At 42.1% G+C, this 17,363-nt stretch carries 13 protein-coding genes and 1 pseudogene; 8 read left to right on the forward strand and 6 right to left on the reverse strand.

Annotated features, from left to right (window positions below):
* Positions 1-161 precede the first annotated feature (161 nt).
* Together KFO40_RS11985 and KFO40_RS11990 are read left to right on the forward strand one after the other, a co-directional pair.
* On the forward strand, positions 162-1,064 hold the full coding sequence (locus tag KFO40_RS11985) for a vitamin B12 dependent-methionine synthase activation domain-containing protein (RefSeq protein WP_008015952.1): 903 nt from the start codon (positions 162-164) through the stop codon (positions 1,062-1,064).
* Between the two features lie 68 nt (positions 1,065-1,132).
* Entirely contained in the window at positions 1,133-1,645 is a 513-nt protein-coding gene (locus tag KFO40_RS11990; RefSeq protein WP_211146397.1) for an RNA polymerase sigma factor, read from the forward strand.
* A 72-nt stretch (positions 1,646-1,717) separates the two neighbouring features.
* On the opposite strand, the pseudogene KFO40_RS25940 reads toward KFO40_RS11990, so the two are convergent.
* From KFO40_RS25940 to KFO40_RS12005, 3 genes and pseudogenes are all read right to left on the reverse strand, one after another.
* Positions 1,718-1,762 (reverse strand): annotated as a pseudogene (locus tag KFO40_RS25940) (hypothetical protein); the annotation flags it as partial.
* Positions 1,763-2,245: 483 nt separating this feature from the next.
* The gene (locus tag KFO40_RS12000) at positions 2,246-5,113 is read right to left on the reverse strand and encodes an AAA family ATPase (RefSeq protein ID WP_211146398.1); all 2,868 of its coding nucleotides are present in this window, start codon (positions 5,111-5,113) and stop codon (positions 2,246-2,248) included.
* On the reverse strand, positions 5,110-6,363 hold the full coding sequence (locus tag KFO40_RS12005; protein WP_055235995.1) for an exonuclease SbcCD subunit D C-terminal domain-containing protein: 1,254 nt from the start codon (positions 6,361-6,363) through the stop codon (positions 5,110-5,112). The genes KFO40_RS12000 and KFO40_RS12005 overlap by 4 nt, the downstream gene beginning before the upstream one ends.
* Positions 6,364-6,483: 120 nt before the next feature.
* Here KFO40_RS12005 and KFO40_RS12010 point away from each other — a divergent pair, with 120 nt between their 5' ends.
* Positions 6,484-7,242: a lysophospholipid acyltransferase family protein gene (locus tag KFO40_RS12010; protein ID WP_004315944.1), complete on the forward strand. Its 759-nt coding sequence runs from the start codon at positions 6,484-6,486 to the stop codon at positions 7,240-7,242.
* A 109-nt stretch (positions 7,243-7,351) separates the two neighbouring features.
* Here KFO40_RS12010 and KFO40_RS12015 read toward each other — a convergent pair whose 3' ends face one another.
* The 3 genes from KFO40_RS12015 to KFO40_RS12025 all read right to left on the reverse strand — a co-directional run bounded on the left by KFO40_RS12015 (position 7,352) and on the right by KFO40_RS12025 (position 10,525).
* Positions 7,352-7,828, reverse strand: coding sequence for a hypothetical protein (locus tag KFO40_RS12015; protein ID WP_015532826.1), 477 nt, complete (start codon positions 7,826-7,828; stop codon positions 7,352-7,354).
* Between the two features lie 165 nt (positions 7,829-7,993).
* Positions 7,994-9,748 (reverse strand): tetratricopeptide repeat protein, encoded by a 1,755-nt coding sequence (locus KFO40_RS12020; RefSeq protein WP_015532825.1) that lies wholly within the window; start codon positions 9,746-9,748, stop codon positions 7,994-7,996.
* A 42-nt stretch (positions 9,749-9,790) separates the two neighbouring features.
* The gene (locus KFO40_RS12025) at positions 9,791-10,525 is read right to left on the reverse strand and encodes a DUF4369 domain-containing protein (protein WP_004297344.1); all 735 of its coding nucleotides are present in this window, start codon (positions 10,523-10,525) and stop codon (positions 9,791-9,793) included.
* A 157-nt stretch (positions 10,526-10,682) separates the two neighbouring features.
* On the opposite strand from KFO40_RS12025, the gene KFO40_RS12030 reads away from it, so the two are divergent.
* The 5 genes from KFO40_RS12030 (at position 10,683) to KFO40_RS12050 (ending at position 17,305) form a co-directional block, all read left to right on the forward strand.
* Positions 10,683-11,927 (forward strand): anaerobic sulfatase-maturation protein, encoded by a 1,245-nt coding sequence (locus KFO40_RS12030; RefSeq protein ID WP_211146399.1) that lies wholly within the window; start codon positions 10,683-10,685, stop codon positions 11,925-11,927.
* A 33-nt stretch (positions 11,928-11,960) separates the two neighbouring features.
* A complete protein-coding gene (locus KFO40_RS12035; RefSeq protein WP_162487382.1) occupies positions 11,961-14,120 on the forward strand; it encodes a S46 family peptidase in 2,160 nt (719 codons plus the stop codon).
* Positions 14,121-16,280 (forward strand): S46 family peptidase, encoded by a 2,160-nt coding sequence (locus tag KFO40_RS12040; RefSeq protein WP_049703086.1) that lies wholly within the window; start codon positions 14,121-14,123, stop codon positions 16,278-16,280.
* A gap of 243 nt (positions 16,281-16,523) precedes the next feature.
* A complete protein-coding gene (gene trxA / locus KFO40_RS12045) occupies positions 16,524-16,823 on the forward strand; it encodes a thioredoxin (RefSeq protein ID WP_049703087.1) in 300 nt (99 codons plus the stop codon).
* A 17-nt stretch (positions 16,824-16,840) separates the two neighbouring features.
* The gene (locus KFO40_RS12050; RefSeq protein ID WP_049703088.1) at positions 16,841-17,305 is read left to right on the forward strand and encodes a thioredoxin family protein; all 465 of its coding nucleotides are present in this window, start codon (positions 16,841-16,843) and stop codon (positions 17,303-17,305) included.
* Positions 17,306-17,363: the final 58 nt, after the last annotated feature.

Raw genomic sequence — 17,363 nt, forward strand, 5'->3', positions numbered from 1 at the left:
GTTGCCCTACGCTATATAATTAAGCCCTTTCAGGGCACCCCAATAAATATATAATTGTAAGGCTTTCAGCCTAACTGATAAATTCTCATTTAACCGATAAATTCCCATTTAACCGATAAATTCTCATTTAACCGATAAATTCCCATTTAATTGTATAAATTATGATTCTATCTTATAAAATACACACAGTTACTCCCTACATCAACTGGATTTACTTTTTCCACGCATGGGGTTTCCAGCCACGTTTTGCAGCCATTGCCAACATTCACGGATGTGACGTCTGCCGTGCTTCGTGGCTGACGACTTTTCCGGAAGAAGAGCGTAACAAGGCCTCCGAAGCCATGCAGCTATTTAAAGAAGCCAACCGGATGCTCGATCTGCTCGACCGGGATTATGAGGTAAAGACCCTATTCAAGCTCTGTAAAGCAAATTCTGACGGAGATAATCTAATTATTGAGAAAGAAAAAGACCAATTCGTCACCTTTCCTTTACTGCGTCAGCAGACGCCCAAAAGAGATGGAAGTCCTTTCCTTTGTCTAAGCGACTTTATCCGTCCTCTTTCTTCCGGTATCCCCGACACCATCGGTGCTTTTGCTTCTTCTATTGATGCGGACATGGAAGGACTGTATGAACAGGACCCATATAAACACTTGCTTGTCCAAACCCTCTCCGACCGACTGGCAGAAGCTGCAACAGAAAAGATGCATGAGTATGTACGAAAAGAAGCATGGGGATATGCCAAAGAAGAAAATCTGGGCATAGCGGATTTATTGGTCGAGAAATATCAAGGTATTCGCCCTGCCGTCGGCTACCCGTCTTTACCGGATCAGTCTGTCAACTTCCTGTTGGATGAACTGCTGGACATGAAACAGATAGGTATTTCATTGACTGAAAACGGGGCCATGTATCCGCACGCTTCTGTTTGCGGACTTATGTTTTCGCATCCGGCTTCCGAATATTTTTCTGTAGGAAAGATTGGAGAGGACCAACTCGAAGATTATACCCGCCGCCGGGGAAAAAGCATCGAAGAAATGCGCAAATTTCTGGCAGCGAATCTTCAATAATCATCATTCTCCTGTGATTTTTCTCCTTTTCTCACGACTAACTAACCAGAAAAGCAATCATAGACTTCATGAGAGAACAAACAACAGAAGCCAATCCTCCTATTGAGCAAGAGTTCTTGTCGGTAATCCGCGAATATGAACGGGTGATCTACAAAGTGTGCTATCTGTACGCCAACCCCAATGCTCCGCTCAATGACCTTTATCAGGATGTGCTACTGAATCTTTGGAAAGCCTATCCTAAATTCAGAAAAGAATGTAAAGTATCTACATGGATTTATCGTATTGCCCTCAACACTTGTATCAGTTTTTATCGTAAAGAAAAGAATGTACCGGAAATTGTCAGTCTCACCAAAGATACTGACTGGACCATAGAAGCACACGACCCGATCAACGAAATGCTGAAACAGCTTTATCAGATGATTAACCAGCTGGGACAACTAGACAAATCAATTATCCTGCTCTATCTCGAAGACAAAAGTTATGAAGAAATAGCAGAAATTACCGGACTAACGGTTAGCAATGTAGCGACTAAACTAAGCCGTATCAAAGACAAACTTAAAAGAATGAAAAAGGAGGAATAAGATATATGGAACTGGAAGAACTGAAAAAATCTTGGAATGCCCTGGATGAACACTTGAAAGATAAAGAGTTCATCAAAGAAGAAGAGCTTGAAAAGCTGATAAGGCATGCAGACAAAGGTATCCATGCCATTGCCAGCCTGAACATCAAGCTTATTCTGATTTCTTTGCCGATATTGATCTTGTTTTTAGCGGAGGTGTTGTTGCACAACAGATTGAACCCGATCTACATCATTATCATTTTCGCATGGATTCCCGCACTTTGCTGGGACATCGTCACCACCCGCTACCTCCAACGGACTCAAATAGACGAGATGCCTCTGGTAGAGGTAATCAGCCGCGTGAACCGTATACACCGATGGACCATCAGAGAACGACTGATTGCTATTGCTTTCCTCCTGGTACTGGCTGTACTCTCATTTATCTACTGGCAAGTGTGGCAATATGGAATAGGCATGATAGCCTTCTTTATCCTGTTATGGGGCGGAGGACTAGGATTGATTTTATGGATTTACCGCAAGAAGTTCTTAAATCGCATCCACGAAATAAAGAAGAATTTAAGCGAATTGAACGAATTAATGTAAAAGGAGATAATGGATGTGCTTACCCTACAACGGTAAGCACACTCTTTCCATTCACTTTCTTATGCACTTGCACCTGAACAGAAATTCGTTCACTCATCTCCTGTACGTGAGAAATAACTCCGATTTTCCGTCCCTGCATCTGTAATTGTTCCAATGCTTCCATTGCCGTACGCAGGCTTTCCGCATCCAAAGAGCCGAATCCTTCATCAATAAAAAGAGATTCCACTTTCAGGTTATTGCTTGATAAGGAAGACAAACCCAAAGCCAACGCCAAAGATATCAGGAATGATTCACCACCGGAAAGAGAGTACACAGTCCGTATTTCATCACACATATCACAATCTATCACTTGAAGCGCCAACGTGTCGGGAACCTGTTGCAACTTATAGCGTTTAGAAAGGTAGGATAAATGTTTATTGGCATGAAGCAACAGTAAATTCAAAGTGTAACTTTGAGCTATCACTTTAAATTTCGCTCCGTCCGCACTGCCTATCAGTTTATTAAGTTTCGCCCAACGTTCGGCAATCGTCTGTTTCTCTGCCAGTTCCTTCACTATCTGTTCCACGGTTAGCTTATTCTTTGCTTGTTGTAGCAGACGGGCTTCCATAGTAGAAAGAGCACGTTCGGTATTCAGGTTTTCCTCCTGTTGTTTCTTTATTATTTCGGGAAGTTGTTCGGGAGACCCAATCTTTTTATACTGTTCCTGCAATTCTCCAATAGCCAGCGTAATTTGCTTCATCTCTCCTTGCAGACCAGAAAGGCGATTGTGCACAGCCTCTACCTCTTTGCGTGCTTTCTCCAAAGCCAAATTCAGCTCTTTTTCTCTTTTTGCCACGGCTGCTTCCGCTTCATCCGCACTTTTTCCTTTCAACAGTTGCGAACGTTCCTGACAGAGCACATTCAACGCTTTCTCTATAACTTCAAATCTCTTTTGTTCGGCTGAAGCAGCATTCTGCAATAACACCAACTGTTCTTTAGCAGACGATACTTTCTGCATCGCCAGGCGACAAAGAGATACATTCTCACGAAGAGCTTCACAATACGCACGCATCTTTTTAATTTCTTCATCGCTGCGTTGCCATTCTGCATAAAGATTACGATATTCTAAAATACGTTCTGCCAGTTCCGTCAAACGATGTTGTATCTGCTCTTCGTTACCAGCATCGATCCCAGCTTTATACAATGCCGCCAACTGTTCTCCAATCTGTCCATCCACCATCTTCTGATGCGTCCAATCACGTTGCAAAACAATGCTCCGGTTATTGATCTGTTGACAGTTTGCTACTGCTGCATTATACTCCTGTTCTATACTCCGGAAAAGAGTATCTACTACCTCCTGTTCCTGATGGTAAGGATGCACCGTACTACCGCAAACCGGACAAGCTTCCCCCTCCTGCAATTGCTGACGCAATGCTTTCACGTCTTTTCCCACTGCCATACGTGCATTTTCGTAAAGGCGTTGAGTCACTTTCAATGCGGTTTCTTGTTCCGTTAATTGTTTCAGGCAATCAGTTGTTTCTTTCTCCAACCGTTCTACTTCCGCCTTGGTTTTCGTCTGCGTTTCCGTCAATTGCCGGATATTCTGTTGGCGTGTCAGCTCTTTTTGCAACTTCATCTGTTCTTCGGTCAATAACGGATATCCGAAAGAGTTTAATCGCAACAACCGCTCTTCATTCGTGTTTATCCCGGCTGTCAGTTTGTCTGCTTCCTGCCGTAGAATTTCTTCCACCTGTTCTAGCTGCAACGCTTCTTCTATTCCTACATGATTCAGCAAACGGTTCAGAGAAGAATAAGAAACCTGCAACTGCTCCGTAGCCATCCGCATTTTTTGTTCCTGCTCCGACACCTGTTTATTAGCGGACTGTAACATCTGTTTCGATTGTGTGTAACTGTCCTGCTGTGACTGTATCTGTACATCCAACTGACGGGCTTTCTTCAAGTCCGGCTGTATGGCTTCCCATTGTGCCTTGAAATGCACCAATCCTTCTTCTTGTGAAGCCAATGCGCCCTGTAACATTTTCAATCTTGCCTGTTCCTCCTGTTCTTCCTGTTGCTTCTTCTTCCAAAGATCTTCCTGCATTTTTAATGAACGAACCACATTCAGTTGTTCATTCTGCTCTGCCAACAGTTTGATTCCTGTCACACGCTTTTCGGCCAACAGCTCTTTCTCTTTTTGTAAAGCAAGTAATTCTTCTTCCGGCATCAATTCGATCACATTCATTCGATTCTGAATCAAAGTGACTTCTTCCTGTGCCGCCTTATTCCGGGCATAGACTTCTTGAGAAATCCGAGAATAAACACCGGTTCCCGTCAACTTCTCAAGCAACTCCGCTTTGGCCGCTCCTTTCGATTTCAGGAATGTCGCAAAATCATTCTGCGCCAATAATACGGTACGGGTAAACTGCTCATACGTCAACCCCACCAACTCCACCAACTGAATCAACAACTCTTTTTTGGTACCCTGGAATTCTTTCTCCGTATCCAGCTCTTTCACCTCCAGCGTTTGTGGCTGCAAAGAACCGCTTATCTTATTTCTTGTCCGCCGTACCGACCAACGAGAACGGTAACGTCGTCCGTCAATGCCTAAGAAATCGACTTCCGCATAACCGTCGCTTGTTCCCCGACGCAATAAATTTCTTACATCGGACTGATTTATCTGATTGTCTCCTACATCTGCTAAATTTACACTTTCCACCGAAGTTGCGAAACGGGGAGCCTTATCATACAGTGCCAGACATAAAGCATCTAGTAAAGTAGACTTACCGGCACCCGTAGGTCCTGATATGGCAAATATACCTGCAGAATGTAATGGTTCTGCTGTAAAATCCACTTCTACCATCCCTTCTATCGAGGTCAGATTCTTCAATCGTATAGCCAGTATTTTCATTCTTCTTCCTCCTCTTCTTTATGAGTAGCAGCCAAATAGGCTTCCTGAAACAAACCTGTCAGTTCGGCAGGCATTTCCACCTGATAAATCTTTTCAAAGGCAGACTGCGCAATCTGCAAGGGAGACATCTCCTGCAATCCTCTCTTCCAGTTCTCGTTTTCTTTCTCCGTATTTTCTACATCGGTGCGATAGGTAGACACAATGCGTGCCAATCGATAATTTTTATCTGCTAATGCCTCCTCAATCTCCTGCCGAAGCATGGGTTCCGGTTCCTCCAGCAATACCTTCACTTCTAAATAAGGAGCTGTTTCTTCCGTGTCCGGCAATTCTTTCAAGGCTTCCAACACCACTTCCGGCAAGGCAGGATCTCCATTCGGCACACTTACCAAAGGGATTAATTTCGGGCATTCCAACCGTTCAATGTCTACTGCACAACCTCCGTCAAAGGTCACCATCACGACTCCATGATGATAATGTTTCTCTGCAAAAGACATCGGAATGGGACTTCCTGCATATCTCACATTCTCCCTTCCCGACACTCGTTGCGCTTTATGTATATGCCCCAATGCCGTATACGCTATCTGTTCGGAAAAAGCTTCCGGCGATACACACTCCAGACCACCAATCACAGTACGTTCACTATAATCTTTTTCTGCAATCTCCGATCCTGTAGCCTGCAAATGACCGATGGCAAGAATCGACTGATTCGCTGTCCTTTGCTTCCATAGCCTTTGCAGAAGTTGCGAATATAGTTCGCGAACTCCCTCCGCGTACGGGTTGCCTTCCGTCTGCACGACCGGATAATCCCCTTGGCGCAAAAAAGGGACAGCCATACAAAGCAGTTCCACTTCCCCTTTCCGGTTCTTCAGTTCCACGATCAAATGGTCATAATCAATTTCTCCACCTTCAAGTTTACGCACTACCCCTCTGACTTCTGTCCGCATAGCCTGCAACAGAGGCAAAGGAGCTTCCAGACGTGCTGCCGAATCATGATTGCCGGCCACAATGACAATTTGCAGATTCGGATTCTCCACTGTCACCCGATAAATAAACTGATAATACATGCTTTGGGATGCAGCGGAAGGGTTGGAAACATCAAAAACATCTCCGGCTATAATCAATGCATCAATCTCTTTCTGACGAATTTCTTCTGCCAGCCAATTCAGGAATACCTCATGTTCTCCCGTGCGATCATATCCAAAAAAGGTTTGTCCCAAATGCCAGTCGGCAGTATGTAATATACGTATCATAATTTTATAACTATCTCTACTAACAAGAGGCAAAAATAACACAATCGGAAAGATTATCTCGCATCTGCCTCTCTTTTTTACCAATAATCATGTATATTTGCAGGATAAAAATCCAACCCTATGAAGATACTGTATTATATTTATCAGATTTGCATCGCTTTGCCTATTTTATTAGTGCTGACCATCCTTACGGCAATCGTCACTATTGTAGGTTCCCTCTTGGGAGGAGCCCACTTCTGGGGATATTATCCGGGAAAGATATGGTCACAATTAATTTGTCTGTTCCTGTTGATTCCCGTGAAGATTGAGGGGCGCGAAAAGCTGCATGACAAAACTTCCTATATTTTTGTACCTAACCATCAGGGTTCATTTGATATTTTCCTCATCTACGGCTTCATTGGAAGAAACTTTAAATGGATGATGAAAAAAAGTCTGCGTAAATTGCCATTCGTCGGAAAAGCCTGTGAAAGCGCAGGACATATCTTTGTAGACCGTTCCGGCCCGAAGAAGGTTTTGGAAACCATCCGGCAGGCAAAAGACTCGTTGAAAGACGGAGTTTCTCTGGTGGTCTTTCCCGAAGGTGCACGCACTTTTACCGGACACATGGGATATTTTAAAAAAGGGGCTTTCCAATTGGCAGATGATTTACAGTTGGCAGTGGTACCTGTCACTATCGATGGCTCATTTGAAATCCTTCCACGCACAGGCAAATGGATACATCGCCATCGCATGATTCTGACTATTCACGACCCTATTCCTCCCAAAGGAAAAGGCATGGAAAATATCAAGGCAACCATGGCAGAGGCATACGCTGCTGTTGAAAGTGCCCTCCCGGAGCAACATAAGGGAATGGTGAAAAACGAAGATCAAGACCGGTAATTTGTGTATTATACCTAAAAATGAATATGGGGATGCTCACGCACCCCCACACTCCTAACCAGTTTTATGCATCAAACTATCAAATTAAGAAATTAAGGAATTCAGATATTTAGATGTTTTGCAAAGTTATGGTTTGGTTTGACATCATTTGCAATTCTTGAAAAGTCAAATTAAAACCTTTATGAATTTCTTTTTCTAAATTCTCCAATGAGAAAGATTCACCTCTTGCACCATTAATCTTTCCTCTAAACCGATTGTTATAATGCTTGCGGAATGTATCCGGAGTGACCAAGCCTCCAAGGCCATAATCCCCCACTACAATCACCGGTTTCCGGCGTAACACCCCTTCATAGGCAGTAATCCCCGCACCAATTATTAGATCGGCTTCTTCAATCAGTTTACCTGTTTCACTCTCGGAGGATATATAATCCACCTGATACTCTGAATATTTACTTAATAGAACTCCTATCCTTAACCGCGTACGAGAATTAGCTACTCCGACAACAATGTTGGCTTTCTGTTCTATCAACTGCAATTCGTTACCTCTCCATGAAGAGGTAGCAGATAATTCATTAGGATTTTTCATATAGCTATTTGGTTTTTGTTAGGTCAAAAGTACGGCATGCATCTGAAAACACAAAAAAAGTCACCCGGACAAAATCAGTGTGTCTGATTCATCGTAAAGATCTAAAATTCAACAAAATACATATTTTAATTCTGTCACTGACCCGGACAATTCATTTTTTATTTATCAAAAGTCCCTTAAAAATGCATTTAAATCTTCTTGTGAAGAAATGCCTAACCGGCCTTTTAGTCTCCCCTTCGCCTTGGTTACCGAGTCGGAAGAGGTCTGGAAAATACGAGCCAACTCTTCATTAGTCAGCCCAAATTTAAGGAAGCAACAGATTTCAAGATCACGTTTTGTCAATAAAGGAGCTTTGTCAAGCAATCGGGTAACGTAATTAGCATAGAGTAAATCAAACAGACTAAACAATTTATAGCGTTCTCCATCAGACAACTTACCTCTTAATGTTCCCTCTTTGATAGCAAGCAATAATCGAAAAGCAGATATATACTGTTCAGAAGACGGTCCGACTGTTAACTCTCCTCCTAGTTCTTTCAACAACCCCGATAAGGTTTTATTCTGCATACTCAAAAGCACAATCTTTCCATTCAACTCGCCTACCTTCATTCGATTTTCTTCGAGTATGCGGTTCTCTTCCAGCACTTGGTCTTTCAACTCCTGGATTTCTTCCATCTCCTGCTGATATCGCTTTATCTCCTCTTCATTATCTCTAATCTGGGATTCAATCTCGGCAATCTTCTTTTTATGGTTCTTACTTTTGTAATAGTAATAACACATATAGAAGGCTACAATCAGAAAAACAATCGTACCGCAAAACAGAAAAACTGTACGGTGCATTTTCATTTGTAAATTATCGCTCCGGAGTTTTTCGTTCTCATACTGCTTTTGCAGTTCTGTTATCAACTCCAAAGAATCGACCTCATCCAATACGCTGACAATGGAATCCGCTTTTTCATGATAAGTAATTGCTTCTTCAAAATTATCAATATCCTTTTCCAAAAAGTATAAATTGTTGTATGCGTCAATACGGGTATACTCTTTAGAGGAATTTATACTCATCTTAAAGTATTTCCTAGCATTCTCCACATCCCCCATTTGTATATACAAATATCCCAAAGACATACACTCTACATATTTCCTTTCTTCATCCGTTTCTTTTTCATAAGCAGCAAGGAAATAGCGTTCTGACTTTTTCAGCTCTCCCATAGAACGATACAGGATACCCAACTCATGTAAAATGGAAACTTCAGACGGATACTGTTTTTTCCTGGCTAATTCTAAAGCATTATTATAATAGAAATAGCAACTATCCCAGTTATTCTGAAACAAATAAGCCCGGCCTATATTCTGCCCGGCTCTGACAATGCCCACAGAATCTTTTAACTCTTCATAGATAGCGTATGACTCCTGAAAATTCTTCAATGACTCCTGATACAATTTCTTTTTCCGGTTCACCATCCCTATTTCATCAGTAGCCATGGCAAACATCTTGCAACATTGAATCTTCCCGAACATTTCCTTTGCTGAAGACAAGAACGACAAAGCCTCTTCATCTTTACCCAATTCACGCAGCACTCTACCATAATAATACTGTGCTTTAGCACGCATGGCAGTGTCACCACGCTCTACAGTATAGTAATTCAGTGCCAATGCAATCAACGAATCAGAAGTAAACTTCACATAGTTCTGATCCATTGCCTGCGTTAATAAAAGCGCATAATCCGCCTGCGACTTTCCACGCAATTTTTCAGGATGAGGAACTGATTTTAATAGATACAGAGCCGTATCAGGGAGAGATTCCATACACATTTCGATCTTCTGGAACGCCACATCGGGGGCCTCCGAATCTCTACGACAAGAAACCGATAAGACTAAAATAAAAAAGAAAGCGGCGTATACCGAAACAGTAGTCGTTTTCATTTTACTTGAGTTTTATGCAAAAATACACAAAAAACTCAAGTATTACTTATTTGTTGAAGCATTTTGTTCCAATCGTTGATGTTCTTCTATCAACTTCATGTTTTCTCTTGCTTTAGACAGGAATTCTCTTACCAGCTTATTATCTTTAAAAGAGTAAGGAGCATCCTTTATAATATCATCTATCTGCGGAGTCATAATAGGATAGGGCAAAGAGCTGCAAAGCATCATAAATACACTGGGTCCCAATACATTTTCGTAATTGTCGGAAATGAACGTTTTCACATACTGATTCATCGCTTGCATCAGTGAATCACCTTCCACCACCAGCTGACTGTGAATTTCATCCAAATCCCCTCCATCCAATACCATACGGGTTTCTTTCTGCTCCAGTTCGCTGATACTTTCTTCTAATTGGTTTCTTTTGCTGATAAACTCGTACAACGCATTATTTAAAGAAGTTCCCACTGCCTTCAAGTCCGTATTGCTGATAGTAACTGTTATTTTTCCACTTTCTAGAACGATCGGCATAATGCTTTCTTCATCCATATAAAGCGTCACCATCTGTACGGAATCTATTTTCCCTTTCATTGAAAACAGACCATGCACCACTTCAGCAGAATCCAGCTTCACCCACTCGCCATCACGCAGAGATTTAAGATACAGCATCTTTCCATCCAGACTATTCACTGAAGATGTTCCTTCAATCTTGTACTTACTGGTACAGGAAGCCAGAAACGGAAGCAAAAGCAAAAAAGGCAAAATTTTATTCACGTTCATCTATTCATTAAATTCTGTGCACAAAGGTACAACTGATTCAGAATTCAAAGAAACATTTTATCAATATTTAAATCTTGTAAGAGTCTTTTCTTTAATAATCCTTATAAACATAGGTGTAAGGCTATTTTTTTCATTTAGTTTATCTAATTTTGCAGTCATGAAAACATCAACATTTGCCCCTTTTGCAAAACCGCTTTATGTAATGGTAAAGCCTGTAGGTGCCGTATGTAATCTAGCATGCGATTATTGCTATTATTTGGAAAAGGCCAACCTATACAAAGACAATCCGAAACACGTAATGAGCGATGAACTTCTGGAAAAGTTTATCGACGAGTACATTAACTCACAAACCATGCCGCAGGTACTTTTCACCTGGCACGGAGGAGAAACGCTGATGCGACCGCTCTCCTTCTATAAAAAGGCAATGGAACTACAAAAGAAATACGCCCGCGGACGTACGATCGACAATTGCATCCAGACCAACGGAACCATGCTTACTGACGAATGGTGCGAATTCTTCCGTGAAAACAATTGGCTGGTAGGTGTCTCCATCGACGGTCCCCAGGAGTTTCATGACGAGTATCGCAAAAACAAATTGGGAAAACCTTCTTTTGTGAAAGTGATGCAAGGCATCAATCTTCTGAAGAAACACGGGGTAGAATGGAATGCAATGGCAGTTATTAATGACTTCAATGCCGAATATCCGTTGGAGTTTTATCGTTTCTTCAAAGAGATCGGTTGCCAATATATCCAGTTCGCTCCCATCGTTGAACGTATTCTTTCACATGAAGACGGACGTCATCTCGCTTCTCTTGCCGAAAATAAAGCCGGAACACTGGCTGACTTTTCAATCACTCCAGAACAATGGGGGAACTTCCTCTGTACTCTCTTTGACGAATGGGTGAAAGAAGATGTAGGCAAATACTATGTGCAGATATTCGATTCTACCCTGGCCAACTGGATGGGTGAGCAACCCGGTATATGCACGATGGCAAAGACTTGCGGACATGCCGGTGTAATGGAATTCAACGGAGACATTTATTCTTGCGACCACTTTGTATTCCCCGAATATAAATTAGGTAACATTTACAGTAAGACACTGGTAGAAATGATGCATAGTGAGCGTCAACACAACTTCGGAAACATGAAATACCAGTCTCTCCCTACTCAATGCAAGGAATGTGAGTTCCTGTTTGCCTGCAACGGGGAATGCCCGAAAAATCGTTTTAGCCAAACGGCAGAAGGTGAACCGGGATTGAACTACTTATGCAAAGGTTATTATCAGTTCTTTAAACACGTAGCTCCTTACATGGACTTTATGAAAAACGAACTAATGAATCAACGTCCGCCTGCTAATATCATGGAAGCACTGAAAAACGGAGATTTAAAAATTGAATACTAACAAATCATACATTCTAAATTTTATCATTAAATAATGAACAAACTAAGATTTTATCTATTAGCGCTGGCTGCGCTTTTTGTATTTTCCGTTAGAGCGGATGAGGGTATGTGGCTATTGCAACTGATGCAACAGCAACACTCCATAGACATGATGAAAAAACAGGGATTAAAACTGGAAGCCCAGGACTTATATAATCCAAACGGCGTTTCTCTCAAAGATGCCGTAGGTATATTCGGAGGTGGATGTACCGGAGAAATTATCTCGCCCGAAGGTTTGATTCTGACCAATCACCACTGTGGCTACGCTTCCATCCAGCAACATAGTAGTGTTGAACACGATTATCTGACAGATGGTTTCTGGGCTACTTCCAGAGATAAAGAGCTTCCTACTCCGGGACTGAAATTTACATTTATCGAACGTATCGAGGATGTTACGGATATTGTCAATGCCAAGATTGCGGCAAAGGAAATCACAGAATCCGAATCATTCAGCAATATATTCCTTCAAAAACTGGCTCATGATCTTTTTTTTAAAAGTGACCTGGCAGACAAAAAAGGAATTGTTCCGCAGGCCCTTCCGTTCTATGCCGGAAATAAATTCTATCTTTTCTATAAGAAAATATATCCGGATGTACGTATGGTAGCTGCTCCCCCCTCTTCTATCGGTAAGTTCGGTGGCGAGACAGACAACTGGATGTGGCCGCGCCATACCGGCGACTTCTCCATGTTCCGTATCTATGCTGATGCGAACGGTGAACCGGCAGAATACAGTGAAAACAATGTTCCCCTGAAAACAAAGAAACATTTGTCTATCTCTATCAAAGGGTTGAAAGAAGGAGATTACGCAATGATTATGGGATTCCCCGGAAGCACGAGCCGTTACCTGACTGTATCAGAGGTGAAAGAACGTATGGAATCGGAGAACGACCCGCGTATCCGTATTCGTGGCGCACGTTTGGCTGTCTTGAAGGAAGTGATGAATGCCAGTGACAAAATCCGTATTCAGTATGCTAACAAGTATGCGGGTTCCAGCAATTATTGGAAAAACTCCATCGGTATGAATAAAGCCATCATCGATAATGATGTGTTGGGAACGAAAGCTGCACAGGAAGCTAAATTCGCAGAATTTGCAAAGGCACAAAACAATGCCGAATATGCGGCAGTTGTGAAGAACATCGACGACCTGGTAGCTAAAACAACTCCTCTCAATTATCAATATACTTGTTTGAGAGAGACTTTCTTCGGAGCTATCGAATTTGGTAATGTCATGTTATCTAAAACACGTGAAGCATTGCTTGAAAAGAACGACTCTGTGATCGAAGCACGTATGAAAGCGCTGGAAAGCACTTACGAAAGTATCCATAACAAAGATTATGACCATGAAGTAGACCGCAAAGTTGCTAAAGCATTGTTCCCGTTATATGCGGAAATGGTTCCGGCTAACCAGCGTCCGTCTATCTACAAAGTAATTGAGCAGAAATATAAGGGCGATTACAACAAATTTGTTGATGATATGTACGACAACTCTATTTTTGCCAACCGCGCAAACTTTGAGAAGTTTACAAAGAAGCCGTCAGTGAAAGCAATCGACAACGATCTTGCATTGCAATACTGCCAGTCTAAATATGACTTGATGGATAAACTGGTTTCCCAGCTCAAGGACATGGATCAGGAACTGGCTTTGCTGCACAAAACTTATATTCGTGGTCTGGGCGAAATGAAATTGCCTGTACCTTCTTACCCGGACGCAAACTTTACCATTCGTCTGACTTATGGTAACGTGAAACCATACGATCCGAAAGACGGCGTACACTACAACTATTACACCACCACTAAAGGAATTCTTGAGAAAGAAAATCCGGAAGACCGTGAGTTCGTTGTCCCCGCCAAACTGAAAGAGCTGATTGAGAAGAAAGATTATGGCCGTTATGCTTTACCGAACGGTGATATGCCTGTCTGCTTCCTGTCTACCAATGACATTACCGGCGGTAACTCCGGCAGCCCGGTATTGAATGAAAACGGAGAACTGATCGGTTGTGCTTTTGATGGTAACTGGGAATCATTGAGCGGTGACATCAACTTCGACAACAACCTACAACGCTGCATTAACCTGGATATCCGTTATGTCCTGTTCATTCTGGAGAAGTTAGGCAACTGCGGACACCTGATTAATGAAATGACAATCGTAGAATAAATGAGAAAACAAATCCTATTTGTCCTATTTTCACTGGCAACTCTTAGCATCCACGCCGACGAAGGCATGTGGATGCTAACCGATCTGAAAACCCAGAACGCAGTTGCCATGCGCGAACTCGGTCTTGAAATTCCGATCGAAGAAGTATATGACGCGAACGGTCTTTCTCTGAAAGATGCTGTGGTACACTTTGGAGGAGGATGCACGGGAGAAATTATCTCTTCCGAAGGACTGGTACTGACGAATCACCACTGTGGTTATGGAGCTATCCAGCAACACAGTAATGTGGAACATGACTACCTGACAGATGGTTTCTGGGCTATGAACCGTGACGCGGAACTTCCTACTCCGGGATTGACCGTCACATTTATCGACCGGATTCTGGATGTGACCGATTACGTCAACGAGCAACTGAAAAAAGATCCGGACCCGGAAGGTGTCAACTACCTGTCACCAAGTTATCTGGGCACCGTGGCAGAACGTTTCGCCAAAGCAGAGAACATAGAAATAACTCCTGCAACAAAACTGGAGCTCAAGGCTTTTTACGGAGGAAACAAATATTATATGTTCATCAAAACGGTGTACAGTGATATTCGTATGGTGGGCGCTCCTCCTTCTTCCATCGGCAAATTCGGCGCAGATACCGACAACTGGATGTGGCCTCGTCACACAGGCGACTTTTCCCTTTTCCGTATTTATGCGGACAAGAACGGAAAACCGGCAGAATACTCAAAAGATAACGTTCCTTTGCAGGTAAAGAAACACCTGAAAATCAGCATTGCCGGAGTTCAGGAAGGAGATTTCACCTTTGTGATGGGATTTCCGGGACGTAACTGGCGATATATGATTTCCGACGAAGTGGAAGAACGGATGCAAACGACCAACTTTATGCGCCAGCATGTACGTGGAGCCCGTCAGAAAGTACTCATGGAACAAATGCTGAAAGATCCTGCCGTACGTATTCATTATGCGAGCAAATATGCTTCATCAGCCAACTACTGGAAGAATGCCATCGGTATGAATGAAGGACTGGTACGTCTCAACGTACTGGATACCAAGCGTGCGCAACAAGAGGAATTATTAGCCCGTGGCCGTGAAAAAGGAGATGATTCATATCAGAAAGCTTTTGATGAGATTCGTTCTATTGTGGCTCATCGCCGTGACGCGATCTATCATCAGCAGGCTATCAATGAAGCATTGGTCACCGCCCTTGATTTTATGCGCATCCCTTCCACGATGGAATTGGTTGCCGCTCTGAAATCAAAAGATAAGGAGCAAATAAAAGAGGCGAAGCTAAAATTAAAGCAAGAAGCTGATAAGTATTTTGCTTCTGTCCCCTTCCCCGAAGTAGAACGGATGGTTGCCAAAGAGATGCTGAAAACTTACGCCAACTATATTCCGGAGGAACAACGAATCAATATCTTCGAAATCATCAATTCCCGCTTCAAGGGAAGTATCGATGCCTTCGTCGATGCTTGCTTTGAACATTCTATTTTTGGCAATCCTAAAAACTTTGAAAAGTTTATCAAGAAACCAAGTTTGTATAAAATAGGATATGACTGGATGGTATTATTCAAATATTCTATTACCGACGGGATCTTGAAAACAGCCATTGCCATGAAAGAAGCCAATCAGAACTATGACGCTGCTCATAAAGTATGGGTGAAAGGCATGATGGATATGAGACAGGAAAAAGGTACACCTATTTATCCGGACGCCAATTCAACTTTACGTTTGACCTACGGCCAGGTACTTTCTTATGAACCGGCTGATGGTGTTGTGTATGATGCTCATACCACCCTCAAAGGTGTAATGGAGAAAGAAGATCAGGGTAACTGGGAATTTGTAGTGCCTCAAAAATTGAAAGAGCTGTATAAATCCCAGGATTATGGACGCTATGGTAAAAACGGTGAAATGCCCGTCTGCTTTATTGTAAACACCGACAATACAGGAGGAAATTCCGGTAGCCCGGTATTTAACAGCAAAGGCCAATTGATAGGAACTGCTTTCGACCGCAATTTTGAAGGTTTGACAGGAGACATCGCTTTCCGTCCTTCCTCACAACGAGCTGCCTGCGTTGACATCCGTTATACCTTATTTATTATCGACAAATATGCGGGAGCATCTCATATTATTGATGAATTGACTATTGTGGAATAAACAGAAGAATCATTTATAAAGAAAAAATGGATAATGAAGCCTGATGGATTTACATCGTCGTTCATTATCCATTTTTCTTTTCAACTTATCCTCATTCAGATAAACTCCTCCTAATTACTATTTCACAAATCTTACGATTACTATTGCATGAACAAAAACGACCTTTTTTCGTTATTATAATAAAATAGGATTTATATTTGCAGTCTTCAATGACTGTCATTTAACTCTAAGAAAGGAAAGATTATGGAAAAGTTTGAAGATTTAATACAGTCACCGGTACCGGTTTTAGTTGATTTCTTTGCAGAATGGTGCGGACCCTGTAAAGCTATGAAACCAGTTTTAGAAGAACTAAAATTAATTGTAGGAGATAAAGCACGTATTGCAAAGATAGATGTTGACCAGCATGAAGAACTGGCTACTAAATATCGCATACAAGCTGTCCCGACCTTTATATTATTTAAAAACGGAGAGGCTGTCTGGAGACATTCCGGCGTAATCCATAGCAGCGAGCTGCAAGGGGTTATTGAAAAGCATTATAGTTAAAAAGATAAAGATAACGAATGAAGAAAGTATTAGTAATGGTAGCCCTTGTCATGGTAAGCGTGATTGTATACGCTTTCAATGACAGCAGGGAATCCAATCAAGGTAAAAAAGAGGTAACAGGTAACGGTGAAGTCGTCGTAATGGACAAAGATATGTTTCTGAAAGACGTCTTCGATTATGAGAAATCAAAGGAGTGGAAATACAAAGGCGACAAGCCCGCCATCATCGATTTATATGCAGACTGGTGCGGACCTTGCCGTCAGACAGCTCCTATCATGAAAGAACTGGCAAAGGAATATGCAGGGAAAATTGTCATCTACAAAGTTAATGTGGATAAACAAAAAGAACTGGCAGCTTTGTTTAATGCTACAAGTATTCCATTGTTTGTGTTCATTCCGATGAAAGGGGATCCACAACTTTTCCGTGGAGCTGCTGATAAAGCAACTTACAAGAAAGCGATTGATGAATTTCTCTTGAAATAATGAAGAAAATATAGTGACGGTATCCGGTCAGGATAGTGACGCTATAACAAGCAAAGAG

This window comes from Bacteroides sp. 1001302B_160321_D4 (assembly GCF_015667765.1).
Taxonomy (GTDB): Bacteria; Bacteroidota; Bacteroidia; order Bacteroidales; family Bacteroidaceae; genus Bacteroides; species Bacteroides xylanisolvens.